General features: G+C 68.4%; 27 protein-coding genes. 21 read left to right on the top strand and 6 right to left on the bottom strand.

Features of this window, described 5'->3' with window-relative positions:
• The 4 genes from sigK to BIU82_RS12420 all read left to right on the top strand — a co-directional run bounded on the left by sigK (position 1) and on the right by BIU82_RS12420 (position 3,179).
• Complete coding sequence (gene sigK, locus BIU82_RS12435) at positions 1-618, top strand: ECF RNA polymerase sigma factor SigK (protein ID WP_070349772.1); 618 nt, start codon at positions 1-3, stop codon at positions 616-618.
• A 1-nt stretch (position 619) separates the two neighbouring features.
• Positions 620-1,435: an anti-sigma factor gene (locus tag BIU82_RS12430; RefSeq protein WP_083292314.1), complete on the top strand. Its 816-nt coding sequence runs from the start codon at positions 620-622 to the stop codon at positions 1,433-1,435.
• A gap of 147 nt (positions 1,436-1,582) precedes the next feature.
• Positions 1,583-2,035 carry a DUF4383 domain-containing protein gene (locus BIU82_RS12425; protein WP_070349771.1) on the top strand — a complete coding sequence of 151 codons (453 nt, stop codon included), beginning with the start codon at positions 1,583-1,585 and terminating at the stop codon, positions 2,033-2,035.
• A gap of 139 nt (positions 2,036-2,174) precedes the next feature.
• Positions 2,175-3,179 carry a bile acid:sodium symporter family protein gene (locus tag BIU82_RS12420; protein ID WP_070349770.1) on the top strand — a complete coding sequence of 335 codons (1,005 nt, stop codon included), beginning with the start codon at positions 2,175-2,177 and terminating at the stop codon, positions 3,177-3,179.
• 35 nt (positions 3,180-3,214) lie between these two features.
• Here the strand turns inward: BIU82_RS12420 and BIU82_RS12415 are convergent, their stop codons facing one another.
• A complete protein-coding gene (locus BIU82_RS12415) occupies positions 3,215-3,601 on the bottom strand; it encodes a GNAT family N-acetyltransferase (RefSeq protein WP_070349769.1) in 387 nt (128 codons plus the stop codon).
• 51 nt (positions 3,602-3,652) lie between these two features.
• Between BIU82_RS12415 and BIU82_RS12410 the strand changes: the two genes are divergently transcribed.
• The 3 genes from BIU82_RS12410 (at position 3,653) to BIU82_RS12405 (ending at position 5,451) form a co-directional block, all read left to right on the top strand.
• Positions 3,653-4,084, top strand: a complete 432-nt coding sequence (locus BIU82_RS12410) for a VOC family protein (protein ID WP_070349768.1) — start codon at positions 3,653-3,655, stop codon at positions 4,082-4,084.
• 247 nt (positions 4,085-4,331) lie between these two features.
• The gene (locus tag BIU82_RS19910; RefSeq protein ID WP_171906540.1) at positions 4,332-4,505 is read left to right on the top strand and encodes a hypothetical protein; all 174 of its coding nucleotides are present in this window, start codon (positions 4,332-4,334) and stop codon (positions 4,503-4,505) included.
• Between the two features lie 121 nt (positions 4,506-4,626).
• Positions 4,627-5,451: a GntR family transcriptional regulator gene (locus BIU82_RS12405; RefSeq protein ID WP_070349767.1), complete on the top strand. Its 825-nt coding sequence runs from the start codon at positions 4,627-4,629 to the stop codon at positions 5,449-5,451.
• Here BIU82_RS12405 and BIU82_RS12400 read toward each other — a convergent pair.
• Positions 5,448-6,158 (bottom strand): hypothetical protein, encoded by a 711-nt coding sequence (locus BIU82_RS12400; protein ID WP_070349766.1) that lies wholly within the window; start codon positions 6,156-6,158, stop codon positions 5,448-5,450. The genes BIU82_RS12405 and BIU82_RS12400 overlap by 4 nt on opposite strands.
• A gap of 211 nt (positions 6,159-6,369) precedes the next feature.
• Positions 6,370-8,109 (bottom strand): PucR family transcriptional regulator, encoded by a 1,740-nt coding sequence (locus BIU82_RS12395; RefSeq protein ID WP_070349765.1) that lies wholly within the window; start codon positions 8,107-8,109, stop codon positions 6,370-6,372.
• 103 nt (positions 8,110-8,212) lie between these two features.
• Here BIU82_RS12395 and BIU82_RS12390 point away from each other — a divergent pair, with 103 nt between their 5' ends.
• Genes BIU82_RS12390 through BIU82_RS12370 form a run of 5 tightly spaced genes read left to right on the top strand, consistent with a single transcriptional unit; the run spans position 8,213 to position 12,884 of the window.
• Positions 8,213-9,097: a hypothetical protein gene (locus tag BIU82_RS12390; RefSeq protein ID WP_070349764.1), complete on the top strand. Its 885-nt coding sequence runs from the start codon at positions 8,213-8,215 to the stop codon at positions 9,095-9,097.
• 32 nt (positions 9,098-9,129) lie between these two features.
• Positions 9,130-10,056: an ABC transporter substrate-binding protein gene (locus BIU82_RS12385; RefSeq protein WP_070349763.1), complete on the top strand. Its 927-nt coding sequence runs from the start codon at positions 9,130-9,132 to the stop codon at positions 10,054-10,056.
• Positions 10,053-11,000: an amino acid ABC transporter permease gene (locus tag BIU82_RS12380; protein ID WP_253182767.1), complete on the top strand. Its 948-nt coding sequence runs from the start codon at positions 10,053-10,055 to the stop codon at positions 10,998-11,000. The genes BIU82_RS12385 and BIU82_RS12380 overlap by 4 nt, the downstream gene beginning before the upstream one ends.
• The gene (locus BIU82_RS12375) at positions 10,997-11,761 is read left to right on the top strand and encodes an amino acid ABC transporter ATP-binding protein (protein WP_070349762.1); all 765 of its coding nucleotides are present in this window, start codon (positions 10,997-10,999) and stop codon (positions 11,759-11,761) included. Before BIU82_RS12380 ends, BIU82_RS12375 begins: the two co-directional genes overlap by 4 nt.
• 10 nt (positions 11,762-11,771) lie before the next feature.
• Entirely contained in the window at positions 11,772-12,884 is a 1,113-nt protein-coding gene (locus BIU82_RS12370) for a dipeptide epimerase (RefSeq protein ID WP_070349761.1), read from the top strand.
• A gap of 87 nt (positions 12,885-12,971) precedes the next feature.
• Here BIU82_RS12370 and BIU82_RS12365 read toward each other — a convergent pair whose 3' ends face one another.
• Together BIU82_RS12365 and BIU82_RS12360 are read right to left on the bottom strand one after the other, a co-directional pair.
• Positions 12,972-13,334, bottom strand: coding sequence for a hypothetical protein (locus tag BIU82_RS12365; protein WP_070349760.1), 363 nt, complete (start codon positions 13,332-13,334; stop codon positions 12,972-12,974).
• A 20-nt stretch (positions 13,335-13,354) separates the two neighbouring features.
• Complete coding sequence (locus BIU82_RS12360) at positions 13,355-13,888, bottom strand: hypothetical protein (protein ID WP_139146598.1); 534 nt, start codon at positions 13,886-13,888, stop codon at positions 13,355-13,357.
• A 500-nt stretch (positions 13,889-14,388) separates the two neighbouring features.
• Here BIU82_RS12360 and BIU82_RS12355 point away from each other — a divergent pair, with 500 nt between their 5' ends.
• The 9 genes from BIU82_RS12355 (at position 14,389) to BIU82_RS12320 (ending at position 23,579) form a co-directional block, all read left to right on the top strand.
• Complete coding sequence (locus tag BIU82_RS12355; RefSeq protein WP_070349930.1) at positions 14,389-14,766, top strand: YciI family protein; 378 nt, start codon at positions 14,389-14,391, stop codon at positions 14,764-14,766.
• Positions 14,748-16,082, top strand: a complete 1,335-nt coding sequence (locus tag BIU82_RS12350; protein WP_070349758.1) for a DUF6596 domain-containing protein — start codon at positions 14,748-14,750, stop codon at positions 16,080-16,082. The genes BIU82_RS12355 and BIU82_RS12350 overlap by 19 nt, the downstream gene beginning before the upstream one ends.
• A complete protein-coding gene (locus tag BIU82_RS12345; RefSeq protein ID WP_070349757.1) occupies positions 16,079-16,510 on the top strand; it encodes a pyrimidine dimer DNA glycosylase/endonuclease V in 432 nt (143 codons plus the stop codon). Before BIU82_RS12350 ends, BIU82_RS12345 begins: the two co-directional genes overlap by 4 nt.
• A 116-nt stretch (positions 16,511-16,626) precedes the next feature.
• On the top strand, positions 16,627-16,782 hold the full coding sequence (locus tag BIU82_RS19905; protein ID WP_171906539.1) for a hypothetical protein: 156 nt from the start codon (positions 16,627-16,629) through the stop codon (positions 16,780-16,782).
• A 360-nt stretch (positions 16,783-17,142) separates the two neighbouring features.
• Positions 17,143-18,777: an ATP-binding cassette domain-containing protein gene (locus BIU82_RS12340; RefSeq protein ID WP_070349756.1), complete on the top strand. Its 1,635-nt coding sequence runs from the start codon at positions 17,143-17,145 to the stop codon at positions 18,775-18,777.
• 48 nt (positions 18,778-18,825) lie between these two features.
• The gene (locus BIU82_RS12335) at positions 18,826-19,494 is read left to right on the top strand and encodes an ATP-binding cassette domain-containing protein (protein ID WP_070349755.1); all 669 of its coding nucleotides are present in this window, start codon (positions 18,826-18,828) and stop codon (positions 19,492-19,494) included.
• Positions 19,491-20,189: an ATP-binding cassette domain-containing protein gene (locus BIU82_RS12330; protein WP_070349754.1), complete on the top strand. Its 699-nt coding sequence runs from the start codon at positions 19,491-19,493 to the stop codon at positions 20,187-20,189. Before BIU82_RS12335 ends, BIU82_RS12330 begins: the two co-directional genes overlap by 4 nt.
• 86 nt (positions 20,190-20,275) lie before the next feature.
• Entirely contained in the window at positions 20,276-21,799 is a 1,524-nt protein-coding gene (locus BIU82_RS12325; protein ID WP_139146609.1) for an ABC transporter substrate-binding protein, read from the top strand.
• On the top strand, positions 21,786-23,579 hold the full coding sequence (locus BIU82_RS12320) for an ABC transporter permease subunit (protein ID WP_070349752.1): 1,794 nt from the start codon (positions 21,786-21,788) through the stop codon (positions 23,577-23,579). The genes BIU82_RS12325 and BIU82_RS12320 overlap by 14 nt, the downstream gene beginning before the upstream one ends.
• On the opposite strand, the gene BIU82_RS12315 is transcribed toward BIU82_RS12320, so the two are convergent.
• Entirely contained in the window at positions 23,576-24,328 is a 753-nt protein-coding gene (locus BIU82_RS12315) for a glycosidase (protein WP_070349751.1), read from the bottom strand. The two genes, BIU82_RS12320 and BIU82_RS12315, sit on opposite strands and share 4 nt — an antisense overlap.
• Positions 24,329-24,342: the final 14 nt, after the last annotated feature.

Genomic DNA, 24,342 nt, shown 5'->3' with positions numbered 1-24,342 from the left:
ATGGACACCTCTCCTGCCCGCGGTACCGCGGACGCCCACGCCACCGGGACCGGTACGTCCCCGGTGCCTGAGTTGAACGCGCAGCTGGGCAGGCTACTGGGCATGATCGCCGGTGGCGACCGGGACGCCTTCGTGGAGTTCTACGGGCTGACCTCGCGCAGGGTCTTCGGCCTGGCCCGCCGGGTGCTGCTGGACCAGGAACTCAGCGAGGACGCCACCCAGGAAGTCTTCCTGCAGGTGTGGCAAAGCGCGGGCCGTTTCGATCCCGCGGCCGGGAGCCCCCTCGCCTGGCTGATGACCATCACCCACCGCCGGGCCGTGGACAAAGTCCGCTCCGTGCAGGCCGCCACGGACCGCGAAGCCAGCTACGGCGCCGCCAGCCAGGACATCGAGCACGACGCCGTCTCCGAGGAAGTCGGCAGCCGGCTGGAAGCCGAAGCCGTTGCCCGGTGCCTGCAGACCCTGACGGAAACACAGCAGGAATCGGTGCGGCTGGCCTACTACGGCGGCCTGAGCTACCGGGAAGTCGCCGAGAAGCTGCACGCCGCGCTCCCCACCATCAAGTCACGCATCCGCGACGGACTGCTCCGGCTGAAGAACTGCTTGGAGGTGGGCTGATATGGACAAGGACATGAACGACGGCGGCATGCGGCCACGCGGTTTCGCTGCGGACATTGCCACCGACCTCGCCGCGGGCCGCGCCGTGGAACTGGCGGAAATCTACGCGCTGGACGCCGTCAGCGACGAGGAACGCGCAGCGATCGACGCCTACTTCGCCACCGCCCAGGACGCCGAGCGCCGCGCTTTCAACGAGCGGGTCCGGCAGGCGCGCGAAACCCTCGCCCTGGCCTTCACCGCGGAAGAAGAGCCGCCCGCGGACTTGTTGGAACGCACCCTGGCGCAGCTGCCGGCGCCGCCGGCACCCGCTGCCGCTCCGGCGTCGGGCGATGAACTCGCTGCCGCGCGGCAACAACGCAGCGAACGACGCCGGCCTTCCGCCGTCCGTACCTGGCTGATCGCCGCCGCTGCCGCGGTGGCCCTGGCCGTGGGCGGGGTGGGAATCGGCAGCTACGTCGCCGCGCAAAACGACCCCGCCACGCAGATCCTCCAGGCACAGGACGTGCGCGAAGCCACGGTGGACGTGGCCGGCGGCGGAACGGCAACGGTGGCGGTTTCGGCGTCGAGGGACGCCATGGTGGTGCGGATGAAGGACGTACCGCCACCGCCCGCGGACAAGGTGTACCAGATGTGGCTCATCCCGCAGGACGGTTCTGCTCCGGTATCGCAGGGACTCATGGACGCCCGGACGCTGTCGCAGCCTGCAGTGGTGAAGGGTCTCTCGGGTGCCGCGGCGCTGGGGGTCACCGTGGAGCCTGCCGGCGGCTCGGCCACGCCCACGCTGCCCATCGTGGCGCTCGCTCCGCTCCGTTCCTGACCGGGTCCCGACGGGCGCGAAACTTTTTTCTCCTTTTTCGGGCGGCGACCCATCCGCTTCCCTGTGTGCTCCGAATAACGGGCATCACCCCTTTGGGGCCCGATCAGCTGCTTACGGGCAGCACCCGTACACAGAGGAGAAACCGTCATGGCAACCCACCCGCTCACCCACACCGGGACGCGCAGCAATGTCCAGAAAGCGTCCATGGTTGTTGGCGCAGTGTTCCTGTTGGTCGGCATCCTTGGCTTCGTTCCCGGAATCACCGCGGGCATGGATCAGCTGCACTTCGCCGGCCACCATTCCGAGGCCATGCTGCTGGGCCTCTTCCAGGTATCGGCCCTGCACAACATCGTGCACCTGCTCTTCGGCGTCGCCGGCCTGGTCCTGGCCCGCAGCGCCACAGCTTCGCGCGCCTTCCTGCTCTATGGCGGCGTGATCTACCTTGTCCTGTTCATCTACGGGCTGCTTGTGCCGCAGGATTCGCCCGGCAACTTCGTTCCGCTGAACACCTTCGACAACGTGCTGCACCTGCTCCTGGGCGTAGGCATGGTGGGCCTGGCCCTGATCCTCACGAAGGGCAGCAAGAGCGTCCGTCCGTAACAGCCCGTTCGTCATCACTGGCTCCCCGTCGAAGCCCGGGGAAAGAGAGGCGGGCTCCCGGAGAAATCCGGGAGCCCGCCTTTGTCATCGAAGCCCGTTGACTCTCCTACCGGCTCCCCGCTGTGATAGGCCGATAAGTATGTCTTCTTCATCCAAAGCTGCAACGACGGCGTCTGCCGCCGAAGAACGCAGCGCCCGTGTGGCCGTCACCCTCTTTCCCCTGCTGATCCTGGCCGGAGGCGCCGTCGCCCTTGCCACGCCAGGCAGCTTCACCGGGCTGGCGCCCTGGATCAACCCGCTGCTGGGCGTGATCATGTTCGGCATGGGGCTGACCCTCACGCCGCCCGACTTCGCCATCATCGCCAAGCGGCCGGTCCCGGTGGTGATCGGCGTGGTGGCCCAGTACGCCATCATGCCGTTCCTCGGCTGGCTGGTGGCGATGGTGCTGGGCTTGCCGCCGGCGCTGGCAGCGGGCGTCATCCTGGTGGGCTGCTGCCCGGGCGGCACCGCCTCCAACGTGGTGTCCTACCTGGCGCGCGGAGACGTTGCGCTGTCCGTGGCGATGACCACGGTGTCCACCTTGCTCGCCCCGCTCCTGACCCCGGTGCTGGCGCTCTGGCTGGCCGGTCAGTACATGCCGGTGGACGCCGCTTTCATGGCCTGGTCCATCGTCCAGATCGTGCTCTTCCCGGTGCTGCTGGGCCTGGTGGTCCGGCTCTTCCTGCCCGGCCTGGTCAACAAGGCACTGCCGGCGCTGCCGTGGATCTCGGTCATCGCCATCACCGTTGTGGTGGTGGCCGTGGTGTCCGGAAGCGCCAAGGCCATTTTCGCGGCCGGGCTTCTGGTCCTCGTGGCCGTCATCCTGCACAACAGCCTGGGCTACGCGCTCGGCTACGCGGCGGCCCGGCTGTGCAAGCTGCCGGTTCCCTCGCGCCGCACCACCGCCATCGAAGTCGGCATGCAGAACTCCGGCCTCGCGGCGGGGCTGGCACGCCAGTACCTCACCCCCGAATCAGCCCTGCCCGGCGCCATCTTCTCCGTATGGCACAACGTCTCCGGTGCCGTGCTGGCCGCCTACTGGCGCCGCCGCAGCAGCACTCCGGTGCGCAGCGGCGAGTCGGTTCCGGCGGCCGCTGCGGAGTAGCTTCGAGCTGCTCCCGGGGCAGCGGGGCGGGGCGGTTACGCCCTGACCCGCTGCGCGAGGGCGTCGTCGAGGAAGCCCAGGTGGGCCGGGGTCGGCTTGACCACATGCGCTTCGTACTCCGGGTGCTTCACCACAAACTTCTTGATGAAAGCGCAGACGGGCACGATCTTCAGGCCCGCCGCCACGGTCTGGTTGAGGGCTTCGGTAGCGAGTTTCCCGGCCAGGCCCTGCCCGCCGTATTCCTCGTTGACCACCGTGTGGTAGAAAATCCGCTCCCGCGGTTCACGCGCATCGCCGCCCTCCGGTGCGGAGGCGGCAGCTCCGCCGTCGTAATCCTTGTACGCGGCCTTGCCGATCACGCGGTCGGACTCCAGCAGCTCGAAACGTTCCCAGTCAGTGTGGTGGCGGATAGCAATGCTCATCCCCCGAATGTACGGCATGAAAATGACAGAGCCTGCGGCTAGCATCCCCGTATGGAGCAGAAACTGCATTTCATCACCGCCGCTACCCCGGATCTGGACGGCGCCCGCGCGTTCTACAAGGAGGGCCTGGGCTGGGAGCCGCTGCTGGATGTTCCCGGGGAGATCATCTTCTTCCAGGTGGCGCCGGGCCTGGTGCTCGGCTTGTTCGACGCCGCGAAGTTCAACGAGGACCTGGGCGTTCCGGGTGTTGCCGCGGGTGTCAGCGGGGTGACTCTCTCGCACAATGTGGGCAGCGCCGAGGAGGTTGCCGGGACCATCGAAAAGCTGGAGGCCGCCGGCGCCACCGTGCTCAAGCCGGCCCAGCCCGGGGCGTTCGGCGGCATCTTCCACGGCCACGTCCAGGACCCCAACGGCATCATCTGGGAGATCGCGCACAACCCGGGATGGAGCATCGGCACGGACGGGAATGTGACGCTGGGTTGAGGTCCGCCTTCCAACACAATGTGCCCCAGCTCACTCCCGGGCCCTACCATTTACGAGGCGGCCGACCGTTGCCGGAGCCTTCCCTACCGGGGTGCTGCCGACCGATAGCGCCGCCAGCTGCGTGCCCACCCGCGCCGCCCAGCTCCCCTCCAGGATCCCCGCCCACGCGGGCAGCAGTGTTCATGCGCAAGGTGCTCCACGTGACGGGTTGATCCACGCTATCCCGTTCAATCCGAAAGACTCCCCAATGTCCGTAGCCTCTCCAGAAAACACCGTCCTGCGGGTTTCCAGCGCCGGAAACGAGCCCGTCATCCTCAATGTCGAGGGCGGCGAAACGGTGACCATCCGCATCGAAGTCGACAGCAAATGCAGCTGCCAGGCGGCGCCCCGTGCCGGGTCCTACACGGACAGCCAGCTGTAGCTCCCGGATACACGGTCAAGGCGCGTTGCCCCTGCGGGCGGCGCGCCTTTTCCGTGCGAGTTTGGTTTGTATAACAACCTCAGTACAGTGGCTCCAACAGACCCCACCCAAGCGAGGCCCCGTGAGCGACACCGCCGTCCAGTTCCTGTCCCGACCCCTCACCGCACAGCCGGGACAGCCCCTGCGCGTGGCCGCGTATTCCCGGATCGCCGAAGCCATCCGCACCAAGCTCCTCCCGCCCGGCTCGCTGCTGCCCACCGAAACCGAGCTTGGCGTCATGATGGACGTCAGCCGCACGGTCATCCGCGAAGCCCTCATGCTGCTCGAGGAAGACGGCCTCACCAGGGCGCGGCGCGGCGTCGGGCGCTTCGTGGCAGACACGCTGCCCCGCATCGGCATCGAGAAAATCCGCCCCTTCGATCAGCTCCTGGGCGGCACCGAACTGGACGTGCAGGTCAAACGCACCCTCACCGAATTCCAGCCGGCGTCCGAGTTCACCGCCCCGGGCATCGGCGTCGAACCCAACCAGGACTGCTGGCTCTGGGAAAGCGTGCTCATCCGCAACGGCGAGGCGATCGGCCATCTCCAGGAGAACGTGCCGGCGGACACCGGCCGCGAGCCGGGCGCCCCGGACACTCAGGGCAACGCAGTCGACGACGGCGACTGGCTGGCCGCCGCTGCAGGCCCCGCCGGGCGCACCAGCCTCGCCCCGAAAACGCTCCTGGAAATCCTCGCCGAACGCCCCGGAATGAAACTGGGGCCCGGCGAATGCCAGATCAGCCTCAGCACCGCGGGCCCCAGCCGCGCCAGGCTTTTGGACCTGCGCCCCTCGGACCCGGTGCTGGTGCTCACCCAGTACGTGCGCCGCGCGGGAAGGCCCTTCTACCTGGCCAAATGCCTGGTGGCCGCGCGGGCCGGGCACCTTTCCGTGATGCAGTCCTCCTAGGAAACCGGCCGCAGGGACATGATCATCCGCTTGATGTCCTTGTACTCCTGCGTCTCCATGTAGGCCTGCGGAGTGTCCGGCCCGGGCGTCGCGCCCTCCACCGGCAGCATCGGATCGTAGGCGCCGCCGAAGCTGGCGCCGCTCGGCGGCCAGGTGAAGAAATGGAAGATGGGGCAGGCGTCCGGACCTGTCGGCTCCGGCCCCGAAGTGATTCCGTAGGCCAGCGGCCCGGTCTTCGCGGGGTCGGTTCCCTGGCGGCCTTCGAAGACGAAGCGCGGCGTGGTCCCGGCCTGGGCCAGTGCGGGCACCGGTTCCGAATCGAGCAGCGAGTACGGAGTCTTGGTGGTGCATTCCGCGCCAGTGACGAGATTGGTCCGCAGGGTGGCAAGCTGCTTGCCCGACCCCGTCGAGACCGCCAGGAAAACACCGCCCTGGGACGGCGTGCCGGCAGGATCCGTGACCACCCAGTCGGCGGGGTGCTCGAAGGTCAGCGTCCCGTCCTTGGTCTTGTAGGCAGTCCAGCTTTCGTTCGTCGGGGCGTCCGAGCTTGGCGCGGGCGCTGGCGCGTCCGTCGCCGTGGCGCCGTCACTGCCGGATGGTGCGGGCGCCGTGGATTGGGCCCCGGTGGATTGGGGCGCCGGCTGCCCGCAGGCGCCCAGGAAAAGAATCAGTGCCAACGCGGCGGCGGAACGGATTGGGTGGCGCACGGCAGTCTCCTTGGAAGCATGAGACCAGTGGATAAGTAGCTCAATTGTGGGGCCGTGCCGTAGTCCGGAACAGGGGTAAATCCAATCGGTATGCGAACGTTGCGTGTGGTCACGAATCCGCGCGTTCTTTGCCGTTCAGCAACGCGACGATTCTGCTGGATCACCCCGTGCCTACCCGCAGCCCGCCCACGCCGCGCCGGGCCTCCCGTAGTCACCCCGCGATGTGATCCAGCAGAATGTCCGATTCTGGTCCGCCGCCCAGTTCCGGCCCGCCCGACTCCGGCCCGCCCAGTTCCTGCACGGCCAGGCTCAGCCACAGCACCAGCATGTCCTCGGCCTGGGCGGGGTCGATTCCGAAAATCTCCTCCATGCGCCGCAGCCGGTACCGCAGGGTGTTCTGGTGCAGCGACAACGCCTTCGCGGTCTTGGCCGAATCGCAGGAAAACGCCAGGTACGTCCGTAGCGTCTTGGCGTAGTCGGTGCCGGAGCGGGCGTCGTGTTCCAGCATCGCTGCCGCGGCCGGGGACATCAGCCGGGGCTTGCTCCGGAACAGCGCCGCCACCTCCAGCAGGGTGAGCCTGCTGCGCATTTCCGCCGCGCTGGCGAAGCCGCCCCCGGAAACACCGGGGGCGCCGGAACCGCCAAAAACTGAACCACCAGCACCGCCGTCAGCCAGCATCAGGAGGACGAGGTCGGCGTCGTACTTGGAGCGGCTGATCCCGCCCACTGCGGCGACCGGCGTGCCCAGCGCCACCCGCAGCTCCAGCCGCAAGGACACCGCGGCCCGCTCGATCAGCCGCCGCGCCAGCGCCCCGATCTGCGGCAACGCGGCAGCGCCGGCTTCAGTAAACAAGGCGTAGATGGTGGTGCCGATCATCACGCACTGCGTGCCCTGCCGGTACGCCTCGCACTGCGTGCTCACCAGGTCCAGCACGCGAGCCAGCGCGATCTCCTCCGAGCCGGGCACCACCTCCGCGGCGAAGGCGACGACGGCGAACGGCCCTTTGCGCCCGAGGGCCAGCTGTTCGGCTACCAGCTGGGAATCGTCGTCGCTTTCGAGGAGCCGGCGCAGCAGTTCGGCGCGTTGCTGGCGGGCGAGGTCGTAACTGCTGCGGGCGCGGAGCATGTGCAGTGCGGCGATGTCCGCGGCGCTCTCGAGGGCCCGTTTGGCCTCGGCGTCCAAAGTGCCGTCCGCGTCCACCACCCAGATGGAACCGAGCGGCTGCTTCCCGGCGCGCACGGCGATGGCCAGGCGGTCCATGGCATCGCCCACGCCCTCGATGTGCACGGCCCCTTCGGCCCGGAACACCGAGGCGTACTGCCCCGCGTTCTCCGGAAGGTACGGCACCTGCCGGCCCAGAATGCCCGCCCGGCGGTCCTCGTCGATCGGCTGGTTGGGCAGGGTGGAGTACGCCAGGATCTGTTCCTGCAGGTTCTCGATGGTGGTGGCCCCGCCCACCATCGCGGCAATGGCGTTGGCCAGCGCGAACAGATCGCCCACACCCAACGGCACCAGTGAACTGTTGGCCTCCGCGAGCGTCCCGACGGCGGATTCGATCAGTCCGTCCAGCTGCCGCCAGGACACCTCGTCCGCCACCACCAGCAGCGCGATCCCGGTCCGGTCCGCGGCACCGGCGAGCGTCTCCAGCCCGGCGGATTCCGGATCAGCCTTGATCACGATCGCCGCGAATCCGGCGCGGGCCGCTTCCTGCACGACGGCGGCAGTCCGCTCATCGCCAGCCTGCAGTCCGATGCCCAGCAGGATGCCGCCGGGCAGGGATTCGAGCGCGGCAGTGGGGTCGTAGAGGCCGGGGCTCAGCAGCGCCAGCGAAGGCATGGGGCCGTGCGTCCGGATGCCAAGGCCGGAGCCTTCCAGCACCTTGAGGAGTTCCTGCAGCGGGATCTGGTGCGAAGCGGACGGGCTCTGGGACACGGAAGGGTTCTGGGCCATGCCCGGCAAGCTATCCGACCTTGTGGGAAACCACAAGCCAAGAGAGAAAGCTTGGTGCCACACCCTAAAGCCATGCGCCCGAACGCGTAGCGATAGTGGAGGAATGTCACTCACTGTTTTAAGGCAGCCTGTTGAAGCACATCCCGCAGCACGCCAGGCCAGGGAAGCAGCCACCGCGGCCGCTGACCGGGCCGGCGTCACGGTCATCGAGGAGTCGGACCGCGAGAAGCTCCGGGACATCGAAGGCCTGCTCGTCAGCATCTGGGGCACGTCCCCGCACGGCGCACCCGTCCCCTTCGACATCCTGCGCGCCATCTCGCACGCCGGCTGCAACATCTCCGCCGCGTACCTGCCGGACGGCACCCTCTGCGGCGCCGCTGTCGCGATCGTCACGCCGGGTGATGCTGCCACTTACTCGTTCATCGCGGGCGTGGCCCCGGGCGTCGCGGACAAAGGCGTCGGCTTCGCCCTCAAGCAGCACCAGCGCGCCTGGTCGCTGGACCGCGGCATCGAAACCATGACCTGGACTTTCGATCCGCTGGTCAGCCGCAACGCCCGCTTCAACCTCAGCAAGCTGGGCGCCCATGTGGACGAATACGAGCGCAACTTCTACGGCCTGATGGAAGACGAAATCAATGCCAACGACGAAAGCGACCGCCTGGTGGCCGTCTGGCCGCTGTCCTCGCAGGAAAGCATCGACTGCAGCGAAGGCCGGCCCACCGACGTCGAGCTCCCGGAGCCCGGTGCCGCGACCGTCCTGAAAGACGGGCCCGACGGCGGGCCGCAGCTTATGGACGCGAACGGCACCCTCTGGTGCCGCGCACCCCGGGACATCGTGGCCCTGCGTTCCGCCGATCCGGAACAGGCCGCCCTCTGGCGCAGCACCATGCGCGAATCCTTCGAAACCGCCTTCGCCGCCGGCTACCACGCCGACGCCGTCACCCGTACCGGCTGGTACCGCCTCAGCCGCCAGCAAGCAGCCCGCTAGCCTGCCCCGCCCCAACATCTCAGGAGTCCCCCATGAAAACCTCCCTCCGTTACCTCCTCTGCGCCACTGCCCTTCCCGTCGTGCTCGGCCTGAGCGCCTGCGGCGGTGCCGCCACCCCGGCCGAAAGCGGCAAGCCCGTCTCCACCGCCGACGCCGATCCCGCCGCAGCGGCTGCCCTCCCGGAACGCTTCAAGAGCGCCGGCGTCATCAAGGTGGCCTCGGACATCCCGTACCCGCCGCTGGAAATGTTCGACGAAAACCAGAAGCTCACCGGCCTGGACGTGGACCTCGCAGCGGCATTGGGCGCCAAGCTCGGCGTGAAGCTGGAACTGCAGAAGCAGGCCTTCGACAGCATCATTCCGTCCCTGCAGTCCGGCAAGAACGACATCATCATGTCCGGCATGAACGACACCCCGGAACGCCAGAAGACCCTGGACTTCGTGGACTACCTGCACGCCGGGTTCTCCATCCTGGTCAAGGAGGGCAACCCGGAGAACATCACCACGGCGCTGGATCTCTGCGGAAAAACGGTCGCCGTCCAGAAGGCCACCGTGCAGGGCGACATCCTGCGCGGCTACGAACAGAAGTGCAAGGACAAGGGCGCAGCACCGGTCAACGTCATGGAACTGCCCATGGAAACCGATGTGCAGACCGCCGTCCGCGCAGGCAAGGCGAGCGCCGAAGTGGTGGACTCCGCCCCGGCAGCCTACGCGGCCAAGACCGCGGGCGACGGCAAGGTCTTCGACATCGTCCGCGATCCCTCCAACCCCGCCGGTTACGAGCCCGTCTACACCGGCATCGGCGTGCTGAAGAAGGACGCGGAGCTGAGCAAGGCGCTGCTGCTGGCCATGGAGGCGATCATCAAGGACGGCAGCTACGAAGAGATCCTGAAGAAGTACGAGCTCTCCGACTACTCGGTCAAGAAGGCCGGAATGAACATGGGCAAGGACGTCAAGTGAGCAAGCTTGCCCCCGCGGTGACGGCGCCCGGCGCCGTGGACACCGACGTCAACACGGACGACGACGTCGTCGCAGTGCCGCTGCGCCATCCCTGGCGTTGGGTGGTGGCCGGGGTCCTGGTACTCGCCCTGGCGGGGCTGGTCACCTCGATGTGGACCAACCCGAACATCGAGCACTCCACGATCGCCACGTACCTGTTCAATCCGAAGATCATCAACGGCGTGGGCCTGAGCCTGCTGGTCACGGTCATCGCTATGCTGGTCTCCACCGTGCTGGGCGTGCTGCTGGCCGTGATGCGGCTGTCCAAGAACCCGGTGATGAACGCCTTCGCCTGGCTCTACGTGTGGGTGTTCCGCGGAACGCCGCTGCTGATCCAGATCGTGTTCTGGGGTTACCTTGGCCTGCTGTACTCGCAGATCAGCCTGGGCGTGCCGTTCACGGACTTCACCATCTTCTCCGTGGACACCAACACCCTGGTGCCCGCGTTCGTGGCCGGCCTGCTCGCCCTGACCCTGAACCAGGCCGCGTACTCCGCGGAGATCATCCGCAGCGGCATGCTCTCGGTGGACCCCGGCCAGCATGAGGCGGCAGCGTCACTGGGGATGTCGCCGTCGTACACGCTCTTCAAGGTGGTGCTGCCGCAGGCCATGCGCGTCATCATCCCGCCCATGGGCAACGAGACCATTTCCATGCTGAAGCAGACCTCCCTGCTGTCCGTGATCGCGGTCCTGGAGCTGTACACGGTGGCCACCCAGATTTCCTCGCAGAACCTGCGCCAGGTGGAGCTGCTGCTGGTGGTCAGCGCCTGGTACCTCTTCCTCACCTCGGTGCTGTCCGTACCGCAGTACTACCTGGAGCGCCACTACGGCCGCGGCACCGCGGCGCACGCACCCTCCCTGCTCAGCCGCATCCAAAGCCGCATCATGCAAAGGACCAAGCGATGACTGAAACCCTGCTGCGGGCCCGCAACGTCCGCAAGAACTACGGCCACGTGGAGGTCCTCAAGGGCGTCTCGCTGACGGTCAAGCCGGGCGAGGTCATGTGCCTGCTGGGGCCGTCCGGCTCCGGCAAGTCCACGTTCCTGCGCTGCATCAACCACCTGGAACGGATCGACGGCGGCCGGATCGAAGTGGGCGGCGAACTGGTGGGCTACGCCCGCAGGCACGGCAAGATCTTCGAGATGAATCCGCGCGAGGTGTCCCGGCAGCGCCGCGGCATCGGCATGGTGTTCCAGCGCTTCAACCTCTTCCCGCACATGACCGCCCTGGAAAACATCATGGCGGCGCCGGTGGGCGTGAAGAAGGTCGAGCGCGAAGCGGCCAAGGCCCGCGCCTACGAACTGCTGGAACGCGTGGGCCTGTCCCATGTGGCCGGGCACTACCCCGCCCAGCTGTCCGGCGGCCAGCAGCAGCGTGTGGCGATCGCCCGGGCCCTGGCCATGGACCCCGAACTCCTGCTCTTCGACGAGCCCACCTCCGCCCTGGACCCCGAACTCGTGGGCGATGTGCTGGACGTGATGCGCCAGCTCGCCGCGGACGGCATGACCATGATCGTGGTGACCCATGAAATCGGCTTTGCCCGCAGCGTGGCGGACACCGTGGTGTTCATGGACGGCGGCGTGGTGGTCGAGGCCGGTTCCCCCGCCGAAGTGATCGGCAACCCGCAAAACCCGCGCACTGTCGCGTTCCTGAACTCCGTGATGTGAAAGGCACCGAATGAAAATCACCAAAGCGACCATCACCCGTATCGAGGTTCCCCTCAAGGAACCGTTCGTGGTGGCCTACGATACGTACCGCACCATGCCCAGCATCGTGCTCGCCCTCGAGACCGACGACGGCCTGGTGGGCTACGGCGAAAGCGTCCCGGACCCGCACGTCACGGGAGAAACTCCGGGAGGAGCGGTGGAGGCGCTGCGCACCGAGCTGCTGCCCGCCGTCGTCGGCCTTGATCCCTTCGACATCACCGCCATCCACCAGCGCATGGACGCCGCCATGAAGGGCAACGGTTCCGCGAAGGCGGCCGTGGACATCGCCTGCTGGGACCTCGCGGGCAAGGCCTCCGGCCGGCCGGTGTACAGCCTGCTGGGCGGGCGCAAGCCGGAGAACCCCACCATCGCGCGGGTCATGAGCATCCTCCCCCCGGAGCTCCTCGCGGAGCAGGCCATCCAGGCGCGGGAGGAAGGCTTCCGGCACCTGAAGATGAAGCTGGGCGGCAGGGACGGGCTCGACGTCGAACGCGTCCGGGCGGTGCGCGCGGCAATCGGCCACGACCTGGCGATCCGGGTGGACGCGAACCAGGGCTGGGATGACCCGGCGACGGCGATCGACATGATCCGCGCGCTGGAACCGTTCGGCATCGACTGGGTGGAGCAGCCCATCCGTGCCGACGACGTGGACGGTTTCGAACTCATCCGCGCCCAGGTGGGCGTGCGGCTCATGGCCGATGAGGCCGTGGTGTCGCAGGGCGACCTGGCCCGTTTCGTGAAGGCACGCAGCGTGGACATGGTGAACCTCAAGCTGCAGAAGAGCGGCGGCATCCGGGCCTGCCACCGCCTGGCGACGCAGGCCGAACTGGCCGGTTTCTCCGTGCAGATCGGCTCCATGCTGGAAACCAGCATCGCCTCCGCCGCCGGCTACCACCTGGCCCTGGCTCACCCGGCCATCGTGTCCACTGAACTTTCCGGCCCCGTGAAGTTCTCCCGCGAGCCCGGCAACCTGGAATTCCGCATTCCCGAGGTGCTGGTGACGGACAAGCCCGGCCTCGGCGTGGACGTGGACCTCGACGTGCTGGAAGACCTGACGGTGGAGCGCTTCGAGGTGGGTGCCTGACCGCGGTTTGCGGCTTACAGCAAAATTGCTCCCCGAAATTTTCGGGGAGCAATTTTGCATGAACGAATATTTGAAGGCTATCCGGTCTTAGGCGGCAGTGCCGCTCGTTGGCGGCACGTAAGGGCCGTGTTTGCGCGACCATAGAAAACAGCTGACGAACAGTGCTGCAGCCAAGACCGGGACCAGGATCCCCGCCCAAGCATTTCCGCGCAGCAGGAGCGCAAGATTGAACGCAACAATAGCTGCAATTACCGGGAAGACAGCAGTCAAGGCCCCGCTTCGGATGGCGTCCTTCTGGAACTGACCGTAGAGCATTCCCGCAGCGATAAACCCGACGATCAAGAGACCGCCCAGGACAAAGATCAAGGGCACGGGAGCGAACCCCACAGTGATCACCACCGCAGCAAGAAGAACGCTAAGGGTGAACCAATACCTGGATTTGTTGGACATTCGCGTGTTCTCCGTTCCGGTCAGCATCCACGGTTGAAATCGATGATGGCACCGCCCACGGCAAAGCCAGCCGCACATGCGAATGCAGCCACTGGGAACGGTGCGAAAGCTCCGCAGGTCGCGGCGTTCACTGCGAACCAAGCCCAGAATGCTGCCCAGGCGGAGGGGCAGCGGGGCAGGGAGCCGAGGTCTTGGGGCTGGATCAATGGCTGTTCGTGAACGATCATTTCCGAGCGGAACCAGCTGTTCCTCAGAGCTGTGACCTTGAATTCGATCCCACCAGCCTGCACGAGCTGCGTAAACCCGGTCAACGCATCAGTGGGCATCGCGGACGCTAGGATTACGACCTGTTCGTTCAGGTCAAGGCCCTTGAAGCTCTTCAGGTACGCCATTGTCTTGGATGAAGCACGGATCAGCGCCACTCGTTCGGCAAAGCCCTGTGGGTCGGCGGCCTCAACCGCCTGGGCTGCTTTCATCCCTTCCAAGCGCTGAGCTTCGGTGGGGATCCGGGACATCGTGGTCAAACTCTTGGTGTCGGCATCAATCTGCTTCACCACCCCAGCGTCAGCCTTTGGCACCGCTGCCGTTGCTGCGGTAGGAGCCATTAGGCCCGCTAGCAGCAGCACGCCGATTCCAGCCGTGAACACTTTCTTGAATCTCACATTTCCCCCAAATCTGCTCAATAGAAAGGCAAGGCTTGCCTCGGGGAGAGTATTCAAAGCTCGTGCCGGGGAATGCAAGTCACATCCCGATGACCCGTTTTAGCCGACGACGAAACATCCAAAGGATTTCCGCCAAGCACCGGGAGACCAGTGGCATATCTCAGGCCTTTCAGCGTCGCTTGCCGTTGCCAGGCCTGCTGCAGCATGCCTGCTTGCCAAGAGCACGGAACAGCTTTCCGCCACCTTACTCACAGTGCACGAACGTACACTTTCAAGAGGGTGCACGAACGTACACTCCAAGAAATGCCCTGAAGCTGTCGATTGGCGCCCTCCCCGATCGTCTTGAGTGTGAGCCCGCCACGGGCCACCATCGGATGAAGGAGGAGATCACCATGCGTTACACACTGCTGATGCACTACCAGGAAATGTCCCCCGAGGAACTCGGCCCCGAGGTCCTGGAGCAAGGCGAAGCCGCGATGAACAGTTACGCCGCCACGCTCCAGCAGGCCGGTGTGCTGCTTGGTGCGGAGGTGCTGCAGCCTTCGCATGCGAGCACCACCATCACGCACCGCGACGGCAAGCTGCGCATCCAGGACGGCCCGTTCGCCGACACCAAGGAGCAGCTGGGCGGCTACTTCCTGATCGACGTGCCGGACCTGGACGCCGCCATCCAGTGGGCCGGCCAGGCGCCCGGCGCGATGTGGGGCAGCGTGGAAGTCCGCCCCGGCGCCACGCACACCGTGGACGGCGCATGGGTGCCGAACGCCTGACGTCCACGGACTCAGCCGGCGACGGCGGGGCGCGGGCGGCCGCGGAACTGGCCGCCCGCGCGTCGTACGGCCGCCTGCTCGCCATCCTCGCCAGCGGCACTGGAGACGTGCTGCTCGCCGAGGATGCCTTGGCAGACGCCTTCGAGGAGGCGTTGCGCCGCTGGCCGGCGGACGGTGTGCCGCAGCGGCCCGAGGCCTGGTTGCTGACCGTGGCCCGCAACCGGCAGCGGGACGAATGGAAGTCCGCCCGGCACCGCTTGTCCGCATCTTTGGACGTCCTTCCGGAGCTTGCAATGCCCGTTTCCTCGCCTTTCGCCGCGCCGGATTCTCCCGGCGCCGATTTCCCCGGCGCCGATTTCCCCGACCGCCGCCTGCCGCTCATGCTGGTCTGCGCGCACCCCGCCATCGCGGAGGACGTCCGCACGCCCCTGATGCTGCAGACCGTCCTCGGCTTTGAGGCGGCCCAGATCGCCGCCGCGTTCGCCGTGCCGCCGGCTGCCATGGCGCAACGCCTGGTCCGCGCGAAGCGCCGCATCCGCGACGCCCGGATTCCTTTCGCCGTGCCCGGCCCTGAAATATTGCCGGAGCGGCTGCCGCCCGTGCTGGAAGCCGTGTACGGCTGCCTGGCGATTCCCACTGCAGAAACACCCGACGACGGCGGTGCGAGCCCGCGTCCGACGCTCGCCGAAGGCCTGTTCCTGGCCGAGCTCGTGGCCGGCAGCCTCGAAACGGAACCGGAGGCGTGGGGGCTGGCCGCCTTGGCCGCGTTCCTGCTGTCCCGTCCGTCCGGCGGAGCTTATGTTCCCTTGGAAGAGCAGGACACGGATGCTTGGAACCCCGTGATGATCGGACGCGGCGAGGAGTACCTGCGGAGGGCATCGGCCCTGCCTTCCGGTTCCCGAACGGCAGCTTCCCGCACGCCGGGGCGCTTCCAGTTGGAAGCTGCCATCCAGGCCGTGCACGCGAACCGGGCCCGCCGCGGCGGAACGGACTGGCCTGCCTTGGGCACCCTGTACGCGGCACTGAACCGGGTGGCACCAACGTTGGGTTCGCAGATTGCGGAGGCCGTGGTGCTCGGCCGGCTCGACGGACCCCTGGCAGGACTCAGGCGCCTGGATGAGCTGGCCGCAGCCCGCCGCTCTGACTGCGAGCGCTTCCAGCCGTACTTCGCGGCCCGGGCCGAGCTCCTGGCATCCGCGGACGAACCGCTCGAGGCCGCAGAGTACCTCCGCACGGCCATCAGCCTGAGTACGGAGCAACGGGTCCGGGAGTATCTGCGCGCTAAGCTGCACAGCATGACCGAAAGCGCATCATGAGGATCTGGTCCCTGCATCCGCGCCAGCTGGACCGGGCCGGGCTCGTCGCCTGCTGGCGCGAAACCCTCCTCGCGCAGGCGGTGCTCGCCGGCCGCACCAAGGGCTACCAAAACCACCCACAGCTCGTGAGGTTCCGTGCGGATGCGGAGCCGCTGGCCGCCGTCGGCTCCTATCTCAGCGGAGTGGCCGCGGAGGCGGCTGCGCGCGGCTACAACTTCGACGCCGGCAGGATCATCGAACCCGGCGCGTTCAGCCGGCGCATCCCGGTCACGCAAGGCCAGCTCGACTACGAATGGCAGCACCTCGGCGCCAAGCTGCAGCGCCGCAGCCCCGAGGACGCCGTGCGCTGGTCCGAAACGGAACCGGCACCGCACCCGCTGTTCTTCGTGGTGGACGGCCCGGTGGAGGACTGGGAACGGGTGCGGTAAGAGCCGGCCTCGAAAAATGTCCGGCCTCACCGCTACGCTGCCTCCATGATTCACATGCTTCCTCCTGAGCTATCCCGCCCATCCGGGCGGGTGTTGTTCCGGAGAAGGAAGCTGCCATGGCACATTCACCTCACCGCCGCAATAAGGGCTGCGGACTTTGCAAGCCCCATCAGTGGAAAGGACAGGGCAAGGCCCGTCGCTCTCCGTGGGCCGTCAACCGCAAGATCGGACGCAAGCGCCGGTGGAACCGCCGCATCGAAGGCGAGGAATAGGTAAACACCGTGCAGGGCCCCATCCAGCGGGCCCTGCACACCTCTTTCGGGCCGGCCCACGTACCCCGTGTGGTAGCCTCGTCCGCATGGAGATTGAGGTCGACAGAATCTAGCCGCCGGAATTCCGGTGGCCATCGCCCGAGTACCTGAGCACCCGCTGCGAGCATCGCCGGGTCCCTTTCCAGCTCATCGGCATGCGCCGCTCCCCGTTTTCGTGATTTCGCGCCACGGCATCTGCCTGGCACGTCCCGGAATTCCGCGCCCCTGATTCACACCATCAAGCGATCAACGCCGCCCTCCCCTGCCCGGGCCCGCCCCGGGATGTGCGCAAACGCGGCGCTCCGGACGAAAGACCACTCCATGAAATCAGCGATCTCCCTTCACAACCTCAGCTTCTCCTGGCCGGACGGAACCCCGGCCCTCTCCGGGCTCAACGGCAGCTTCACCCCCGGGCGCACGGGCCTGGTGGGCCGCAACGGCAGCGGCAAGTCCACCCTGCTCAAGGTCATTGCCGGACTGCTGGAACCAAGCGGCGGCCGGGTTGAGCGCAGCGGCGAGGTGGGGTACCTGCCGCAGAACCTCACCCTGCGGGGCGATACCACCGTGGCGGAGCTGCTCGGCATCGGGCACATCCTCGACGCCCTGCGGGCCATCGAATCCGGGGACGTCGGCGAGGATCATTTCGACGCGATCGGCGACAACTGGGACATCGAATCCCGGGCCGACGAGGAACTGCAACAGATCGGCTTCTCGGCCGCGGACCTGCACCGGCGCGTGGCCGAGGTCTCGGGCGGGGAAGCCATGCTCATCGCCGTCACCGGGCTGCACCTGCGGCGCACTCCCATCACCCTCCTGGACGAGCCCACCAACAACCTGGACCGCCCCACCCGCCGCCAGCTGACCCGGATGGTGGACAACTGGCCCGGCACGCTAGTGGTGGTCAGCCACGACCTCGAACTCCTGGAGCACATGGACGCCACCACCGAGCTGCACGCCGGTGAGCTGGAAACCTTCGGCGGCCCCTACAGCGAATGGAAGGCCTACCGGGAACAGGAGCAGGCCGCGGCGGTCCAGGCGGCACAGTCCGCCCAGCAGGCACTCAAGGTCGAAAAGAAGCAGCGCGTCGAAGCCGAAACCAAGCTCGCCCGGCGGGAACGGACCGCGAAGAAAACCCAGAAGGACGGCGGCATTCCGCGGATCCTCGCCGGAAACCGGGCCAGCAACGCCCAGGTGGCGGCCGGGAACCTGCGCGGCACCCTCGACAGCAAGATCGCCGCTGCTCAGGCCGCCGTCGACGCCGCAGACGCGAAGGTCCGGGACGAACAGCACATCAGCCTCGAGCTGCCGGACCCGCAGGTGCCGCGCGGCAAGCGGATCGCGGAACTGCAGTCCGATGGACGGACCTTCGTCATCCAAGGCCCCGAACGCGTGGCGCTGGTGGGCCCGAACGGCTCCGGCAAGTCCACCCTGCTTGCCCGGCTGCTGTCCGGCAGCCCGACGCCGGAAACGGGCACCGCCGTCGGCTCACCTCCCAGCGGTCCCGGCGGAGTGCTGCTCACCGGCCGCGTCGGCTACCTGCCGCAGCGGCTGGACGGGCTCGACGACGCCGCGAGCGCCATGGAGAACGTGCAGGCCGTAGCGCCGTCGACGCCGTCGGGAACCATCCGCAACCGGCTGGCCAGGCTGCTGCTGCGCGGGCCCGCCGCGGACCGGCCGGTGGGCACGCTGTCCGGCGGCGAGCGTTTCCGGGTGAGCCTGGCGAAACTGCTGCTGGCGGACCCGCCCGCACAGTTGCTGGTGCTGGACGAGCCGACGAACAACCTGGACATCTCCAGCGTCGGGCAGCTGGCAGAGGCCCTGGACGCCTACCGCGGCGCGGTGCTGATCGTCAGCCATGACTTCGCGTTCCTTGAGCGGCTGGGCATCGATACCGTGCTCGAACTCGGGAAGGACGGCCGCCTGCGGCAGCTGCGCGGGCTGGAGGAGACTGCGTAAGGCCGCAACATTTGGCAGCGGCACCGCTTATTGATAATGATTATTATCATGAAAAAGAGCGGTGCCGTCCTTCCTCCCTGCCCGGCGACAGGCCGAACGGCGTCCGCACCCCTCGTCTCGCTCCAGGACGCACGGGTCCGCAAAGCCGACGGCACCGTCCTGTTGTCGGTAGCCGAGCTGACGGTGATGCCCGGCGAGCGCGTGGTTGTCACGGGCCCGTCCGGCAGCGGCAAGTCCCTCCTGCTGGCGAGCCTGGCCGGGCGCTGGGCGCCGGGCCTGGCCTTCGAAGGCCGGCGCAGCGCGTCTTTCGCGAGGGTCGGATTCGTGCCGCAGCGCGGGCTCGACGCCCTGCACCCGCTGATCCCGCTGGGCCGCCAGCTGCGCCGGGTCACGGACGCCAGCGCGGCCCGCGTCACAGAGGTCCTGGCCGCCGCGGGGCTGCCCGACGCCGGACTCCAGCACCGCAGGCCGGCTGAACTTTCCGGCGGACAGGCGCAGCGCGCCGCCGTCGCGCTCGCAGCCCTGAGCGACGCTCCCCTGGTCCTGGCCGACGAGCCCACCAGCGCCCTGGATCCAGAGTCCCGGGACCTGGTCCTGCGGCTGCTGGACGAACTGATCGGAGCGGAACGGACCCTGGTGGTCTCCACGCACGATGAGGAGGTCGCGGACGCCCTGGCCACGCGCCGGATCAGGGTGGCGGAGGGCCAGTCAGCATGAATGCTTCACATGCGGTCCTCGAACTCACCGGGGTCACGGCCGTCCATGGCGAAGGCAAACGGGCCCGGACCGTGCTGTCCCCCACCAGCCTGGCGGTCATGCCGGGCGAATCCGTCGCCGTCGTCGGGCGCTCCGGAGCCGGCAAATCGACCCTCGCGGACATCGCGCTCGGCCTGCGGCACCCGGCATCGGGCACGGTCCTCGTCCAAGGCACGGAATGGTGCACCGCCTCGCGCCGGCCGCGGCCGGACCGCCGGCACCTCGTCCAGGGCGTTCCGCAGGATCCGGCCGCGGCCTTCGTGCCCCGCAGGACGCTGCGCCGCTCGATCGAACAGGCCGTGCGCAGGCTCACCGGAGAGGCAAACCCCGCCGAGCGGATCCGCCGTGCCGCCGAACTCGCCAGCCTGGACCCGGCGCTCCTGGACCGCAGGCCGGGCGAACTCTCCGGCGGCCAGGCCCAGCGCGCGGCACTGGCGCGCGCACTCGCCGTCAAGCCCGTCCTCTTGGTGGCCGATGAACCCAGCAGCGCGCTCGACGCCGCAACCGCCGCCGCGGTCTCCGCATCCCTGCTGTCGCTGGTGCAGGACACCGGTATCGCGCTGCTCCTGGTGACTCATGACCCCGCGTTTGCCGCGCGCTGCACCCGGACCGTCACGCTCACCGCGCCGGCTGACGCTTCCGGCCTGGCCGCGTAAGCACCCACAACGTCCGCCCGGCCTTCTCCAGCCGGGCACCCTTCCACTCCGCTTCGCATCCCCGAAAGGAAACACCCATGGCAACCATGACAAGAACCCGCCGTGCCCTGGCCCTGGCCGTACTCCCCGCAACCCTCCTGCTGAGCGGCTGCTTCGCGCCGTCAGGGCAAAGCACAGGCACGGGTGGCAACGGTGACGACCGCGTCTCCATCGCCATGCTGCAGCCGCCGCGTTCGGGCCTGAGCCCGCTCAGCGACGACGCGTTCAAGCTCTCGCGCTGGGCCACCGCCGAAACCCTGGTGGTCCTCAACGACGCCGGCGAAGCCGTCCCCGCGCTCGCCACCGAATGGAAACGCAGCAACAGCACCACCTGGCACTTCACCATCCGTTCCGGCGTGCGCTTCCACAACGGCAAGGAACTCAGTGCCGCCACCGTGGTGAACTCGCTGCAGCACGCCATCAAGGCCACTCCCCTGCCACGCATCCTGGACGGCGTGGACATGAAGGTCCGCGCCGAAGGAAACCAGGTGGCGATCAGCACCGCCAAGCCCGATCCCCTGCTGCCGCACCGCCTGTCCAGCCCGCAGCTGGCCATCCTGGACACCGCGGCGTACACCGGCAAGACCGTCAACCCGGTGGGTACCGGCAGCGGGCCCTTCGAACTGGTCAAGGTGAACGGCGTCGTAGGCGCCACGCTCAACCGCTTCGACGGCTACTGGGGCACCCCCGCGAAGGCGGGCGGAGTCGACGTCGCGTTCGTCCCGGACGGCACCGCCCGAGCGGCCGCCCTGCGCACCGGCGAGGCCGACATCGTGGAAGCCATCCCCGCGGGCCAGGCAGCCTCGATTGACAAGGACCTGATCGTCGAGGTGCCCATGCCGCGCACCAACACCCTCTACCTGAACACCAAGGCCGGTCCCTTCGCGGACCCGGCGGTACGCGCTGCGGCGCGTGAAGCAGTGGACCGGGCGGCGATCGTGCAGTCCGTCTATGAAGGAAGGGCCGACGTCGCGCAGGGGCTTTTGGGCCCGGCCCTGCCGTGGGCGGCAGGCGGCCGTGAGGATGCCGAGTACCGCAAGCTCCTCGCCGCGCGCCCGGCGCCGGCCAAGGTCAAAGGCGTGAAGATCACGCTGGGCACCTTCACGGACCGCGCGGAGCTTCCCGAAGTGGCCGTGATGCTCGAACAGCAGCTTGAAGCCGCGGGCTTCGTGGTGCAACAGGACGTGCGCGAATACCAGTTCATCGAGGCGGACGCCCTGGCCGGCAAGTTCGACGCCTTCATCCTCTCCCGTGCCACCGTGCTGGACTCGGGAGACCCCGTGGCCTACCTCGCCTCGGACTTCAGCTGCAAGGGCGGCTTCTCCATCTCCCAGCTCTGCACGCCGGAAGTGGACCGGGCCATCGCCGCAGCATCCGAAGCCGAAGCCGGTGACGCCCGCCGCCGCGCAACCATGCTGGCCGAAGCCCACGTGCTGGCCACGGACGCCGCCATTCCGATGCTGCACGAACGCGTGATCCAGGGCGAAACCTCCGGCGTGGAGAACGCTGCCCGGGATCCGCGCGAACGCATCCTCGTCACGGGCGAGACCCGCGTCAATGCTGCGAAGTAGCGGCCTGGGCCTGCTCTCCCGCGTGGTGAGCGGCCTGGCGCTGCTGTTCGTTGCCGGGGCCCTGCCGTGGCTCTCCCAGCGGGACCCCGCTGCATCGATCCTGCGTGCCCGGTACGCCGAGCTCGAACCCACGCCCGAGGCACTGGATGCCATCCGGGCGCAACTCGGCCTGGAAGGCGGCCCCCTCCCGACTGCCCTCCGCTGGTGGGCCGGCGTCTTCCGCGGCGACCTCGGAAACTCCTGGGTCAGCGGCGGTCCGATCGGTCCCGGCGTGTGGGCGGCGCTGGGGGTTTCGGCGACGCTGACGGTGTTCGCCGTCGTCGTCGCCCTGATGGTGGCGTCCGCGCTGGTGGTTCCCGCCGCCCGGCGGGTGCTGCGCGGGGCGCCGCAGCGCGGCTCCGGCCCGGTGGGCGTGGCCCTGACCGCCCTGCCCGAGTTCCTCCTGGCGAGCGCACTCCTGGTGGTGGTGGCCGTACAGCTGCGATGGTTGCCGCCCTACGGCTGGTCAGGCCTGCACACCGCGGTGCTGCCCTCGCTCGCGCTGGGCATTCCGGCCGGCGGGCTGCTGGGCCGTTTGGTGGCCGACGCCGTCGCCGGAGTTGCGGATGAACGCTGGGTTGAGGTGTGGCGGCTTGCCGGCGCCCGCCCGTCGGTGATCCTCGCCGGGGTGCTGCGCCGCGCGGCCGCCACGGTGGTCGACCAGCTGGGCCTGGTGTTCATCGGGCTGCTCGGCGGTGCGGTGGCGGTGGAGCAGGTCTTCGCCATCCCGGGCCTGGGCCGGTACCTGCTGGGTGCCGCCAACGCGCAGGACCTCCCCGCGCTGCAGGCGGGCGTGCTACTCATGGCGCTGGCCGCCGTCGTGCTCGGACTCCTGACAGGAGTTGCGCGCCGGGCGTTGCTGGGCGGTCCGCTGGCCGCGGGCACCCTGCCGGCCCCGCCCGAACCGCGCGGCGACGACCGCGCTGCGCGCTGGACCGCGGGCACCGCACTGGCGGCGCTGCTGCTGTTGCTCGCTGTGGGCCTGCCGCGGGATCCGTATTCAATCGTGCATCCGCGGCTTGCCCCGCCAAGCGGTGATTTGCCGTTCGGGGCGGATGCCAGCGGGCGCGACCTGCTGGCACGGGTAGCGCACGGCACGCTGGGCACCCTGTTGCCGTCGCTGGGCATCGTGCTGCTGGGCATTGTCACCGCGCTGCTGCTGGCCGCCCTGGGCGAACTGTCCCGGGGACCTGCCGAAATCGCGAACGCCACCCCGCCCATCCTGGCCGGCGTCATCATCGCGGCGCTGCTGGGTCCCTCCGTGGGCGGCGCGGCGCTGGCCGTCCTCTGGGTCACCTGGCCTCCGCTCACCACCCACGCGGCCGCCCTGCTGGACGAGGCACGCGCCATGCCGCACATCAGGTGGCTGCCGCTGGCCGGGGTGCCGCCCCTGGAAATCTGGTTCCGGCACGTGCTGCCCGCGACGCTTCCTCCGCTCCTGCGCCACGGAATGCTGCGCCTGCCGGGCGTTGCCCTGGCCCTCGCGGCCCTCGGCTTCCTGGGCCTCGGCGCGCAGCCGCCCCTGCCGGAATGGGGGCTGCTGCTCTCCGAAGGGATCGACTACGTGGAACGTGCCCCGTGGACCACGCTGGCGCCGGCCACCGCCCTGGTGCTGACCTCGGTGCTGGCGGTGGCCCTGGCGGGATTGCGGCCGCGGCAGCGTGCGCGGCGGCAGGTGGGGCCTGGAACGAAGCGCTCGGCACCGGCAGGAAGCGCCCACCAGGCCACCCAGCCAAGCTAGCCGGCGACGATGTCCCGGGTGGCGTGGCTGTACGTGAAGGTGACCTTGCCGCCGTCGTGCTTCAACTCGTGGTTGACACCGTCACGGACGCCGAACGCTCCGTAGTTCTCATCCCACGAGCGGTTGAGCGCGATTTTGTACGTGTAGAAGCCGGCGGGCAGGTCCGCGGTGAGGGACCACAGCTTCTTGCGGGCGTTGTACTTCATCTGGACTTCGTCGTACTGCGGGGCCCAGTCCTCCGGCGCGCCCAGCAGGGTGCTGAAGTCACCGGCGACGGCGACGGCGGAGGGCTGCTCGAGCTTCGGCTCCTTCGCCGCGTCCTTGGCCGGGGTCTTGGCAGCCGTCTTGGCGGGGGCCCGCTTGGCGGCCGGCTTCTTCTTGGGCGCCTCGGGCAGCGGGGTGCCCTCCGGCACCGGGGTCCCTTCCGCGAGGGCCGTGGCGAAAGCTTCCGGCTTCGCGAACGCGACCGTGGCCCGCAGACCGTCTTCCGTAATGGTCCAGCCGGAGCGGCCCTTCACCAGCCAGCCGGCCTTGACCAGCCTGGCGGTGGCCGCGGTCAGGGCCTTGTGGCCGCGCGGAATGCCGCCGCTGAGGAGCTCGGATTCGTGGGCGCTGAAGGGAACGCGGGAGGCTGCTTCGGCCAGGACTTCGCCGGCATTCAACTTGTTTTCGGACCAGGTTCCCTCGGCCAGGACGTCGAGGACGGTCTTAAGACGGACAATGCTGTTATCGGCGGCGGACTTGGCCATGTGGCTCCTTCTGC

It is taken from the genome of Arthrobacter sp. SW1 (genome assembly GCF_001766675.1).
Taxonomy (GTDB): domain Bacteria; phylum Actinomycetota; class Actinomycetes; order Actinomycetales; family Micrococcaceae; genus Arthrobacter.
This window is presented reverse-complemented; position numbering and strand designations above follow the sequence as displayed.